General features: G+C 39.3%; 3 protein-coding genes. All 3 read left to right on the plus strand.

The window, feature by feature from the left end; genetic code table 11:
• Window positions 1-1047, plus strand: a 1047-nt coding sequence (locus AAC037_RS23160; protein ID WP_339905970.1) for an AAA family ATPase, incomplete at its 5' end; no start/stop codon positions are given.
• A 207-nt stretch (window positions 1048-1254) separates the two neighbouring features.
• Window positions 1255-2184, plus strand: a complete 930-nt coding sequence (locus AAC037_RS23165) for a hypothetical protein (RefSeq protein WP_339905971.1) — start codon at window positions 1255-1257, stop codon at window positions 2182-2184.
• 212 nt (window positions 2185-2396) lie between these two features.
• Window positions 2397-2723: DegT/DnrJ/EryC1/StrS family aminotransferase (locus AAC037_RS23170; RefSeq protein ID WP_339905972.1), on the plus strand; the 327-nt coding region annotated here is incomplete at its 3' end.

Below are 2723 nucleotides of genomic sequence, written 5' to 3' on the forward strand. Positions count from 1 at the left end.
TATGCGGTTGAAGAGGACAATGTAGCCGAGGTAATTGCCATGATGACAGGCATACCTACCCGAAGAATTGCCCAAAATGAAGGAGCGAAACTTCTGAATATGGGAGAAGAACTGAAAGGTAAGGTTGTCGGGCAAGATGATGCCATCAAGAAATTGACCAAAGCCATACAGCGGACAAGGGTGGGATTGAAAGATCCTAAGAAACCTATCGGCTCCTTTGTATTCTTAGGTCCTACCGGGGTAGGTAAGACTGAATTGGCAAAAATGCTTGCCACTTATCTGTTTGACAAGGAAGATTCACTTGTGAGAATTGACATGTCGGAATACATGGAGAAATTCAGTGTTTCCCGATTGGTAGGAGCGCCTCCGGGCTATGTAGGATATGAGGAAGGTGGGCAGCTGACAGAAAAAGTTAGAAGAAAGCCTTATTCTGTAGTCTTACTGGATGAGATCGAAAAAGCACATCCTGATGTATTCAATATCTTATTACAAGTATTGGACGATGGGGTTTTGACAGATGGTCTTGGCAGAAGGGTAGATTTTAGAAACACCATCATCATCATGACTTCCAATATTGGAGTTAGAGACTTAAAGGATTTTGGTGCAGGCATTGGTTTCGCCTCCAAAGCAAAAGAGGAGAATATGGATGAGGTAATGAAGTCCACCATTCAAAACGCGCTTAAAAAGGCATTTAGCCCTGAATTCTTGAACAGATTAGATGATGTAGTGATATTCAATTCTTTGAGCAAGGAACATATCCATAAAATCATTGATATCAATTTAAAGAAACTGTTTGCCAGAATTACTGATCTGGGTTATACCATTGAGCTTTCAGAAAAAGCAAAGGATTTTCTCTCAGAAAAAGGATATGACAAACAGTATGGTGCTAGACCTTTGAATAGAGCCATACAAAAATATTTGGAAGATGCCCTTGCAGAAGAAATCCTTAAAGGAGAATTGTCTGAAGGAGATGTTATTCTTGCAGATTTTTCAGGAGAAGGGGATGAGCTTGAAATTAAAGTAAATAATAAAGAGAAAGCTGATTAAAATTGGTCGTGTATTTCTTTAAGAAAAGGACAGTGAATGGCACTGTCCTTTTTTGTTTTTATGGCTAATTAATATTATCTACAGGGAGATTTCACTTGAACCTTTTCGTCGGCCATCGGGTTATTGATTATTATAATTGTCAGATAAGCAGCGAATACCAAGTTGAAGTTTGATTAATTTGAACCATGAGTTAAAAATATTACCCCAATGAGCTTTTTTATCGAAATGCTTCTAAAATTATTTTTTTTACTTTCAATCATACCTTTTTTACTTTCTGAAAAACTTCAGAAAAAGTATGACATGAAAATCAATGCTCAGATAGACTATGCTTTGTTTTCAGGGCCGGAAAAAGTGGCACTGATTGGAGAGAAATTTATTGAAGAGACCAGTGGCATGGCCGTTTCAAGAAAAAACCCTTCCTGGATTTATGTTCATAATGACAGTGGAGGAGAGCCTGAGGTTTATATTTTAGACACCTTAGGGACTTACCTGGGTACCTTGAAAATCGAAGGAGTGAAAAATCGGGACTGGGAAGATTTGGCCATGGGACCGGGGCCCCTAGATGGAGAAAACTACCTGTATATTGGAGACATAGGTGATAATTTTGGCAGGGAAGAGGAGTTAATCATTTACCGGGTTCAGGAACCCGATCAGCTAGATAGTGAAATAAGTGTAAAACCCGAAATAATTAAGCTAAGGTATCCGGATGGACCAAAAGATTCAGAAACCTTGCTGGTGGACCCAATTAGTGGTGATCTTTTTGTGTTGACCAAAAGGGAGTCCAAAAACACGCTTTATAAAGCAACGAAGGATTTATTGATTGATGGAAATGCTGTAGAACTGGAAAAAGTTTTGCAATTGCCTGTCACCCTCTCTGTTGGGGGAGATATTTCTGCAGATGGTTCTCAAGTGCTGATAAAAAATTACTGGGTGATTTACTACTGGTCCAGGATGGAAGGGGAGACTTTAGAGGAAACACTTTCACGAAAAGCCATTTTGTTGCCCTATGAGCCTGAGCCACAAGGAGAAGCCATTGCCTTTGAACCGGAAGGGGAGACCTATTTTACATTGAGTGAGAAGAAATTGCGAATAAATCCGGTTTTGTACAGATATGATAAAGCCAAAACTGGAGATTGACAGCCAGTAAATAGGTGCAATTAGTGATTATGTTTTTTCTGCAAAATCTGTCTTCAAAATGATGGGTTGTGTGAATATTTTCGATTCAGCTTAATAAAAAGGGTGCTATAAAGAGCCAAATATTGAGAAAAAATGTATTATTGAAAGCTTTACCATTTATCATCAGGTTTTCTCCTCCTTTTTGTATAATTTCCCTTAATAAATCATCGAATATGAAGTACACGAGAAGAGATTTTGTTAAAACCAATGCCGTTGTAGGTACTGGAGCCTTGATGGGTTTCAATTTTACTGTGACAAATGTGAAACCTGCACTGACAGGTGGCAAGCCTGTGCGTACCGCCTCTTGGCCAAGTTGGCCAAAGTGGAATCCTGACACGGATGAACCTAGGGTATTAGAAGTACTAAGGAGCGGGGTTTGGTCCAGGTCTGAAGTAGTGAAAGCGTTTGAAAATATATGGGCTAAAACTACAGGATCTAAAAGATGTGTGACTGTCGTTAACGGTACCAATGCACTTATAGCCTCATTAACACAAGCTGGC

The sequence above is a fragment of the uncultured Cyclobacterium sp. genome, from assembly GCF_963976465.1.
Classification (GTDB): domain Bacteria; phylum Bacteroidota; class Bacteroidia; order Cytophagales; family Cyclobacteriaceae; genus Cyclobacterium.

Excerpts from the sequence above, each read along its gene's own strand:
- AAC037_RS23165 (WP_339905971.1), top strand. The coding sequence starts at position 1,255 with ATGAGCTTTTTTATCGAAATGCTTCTAAAATTATTTTTTTTACTTTCA.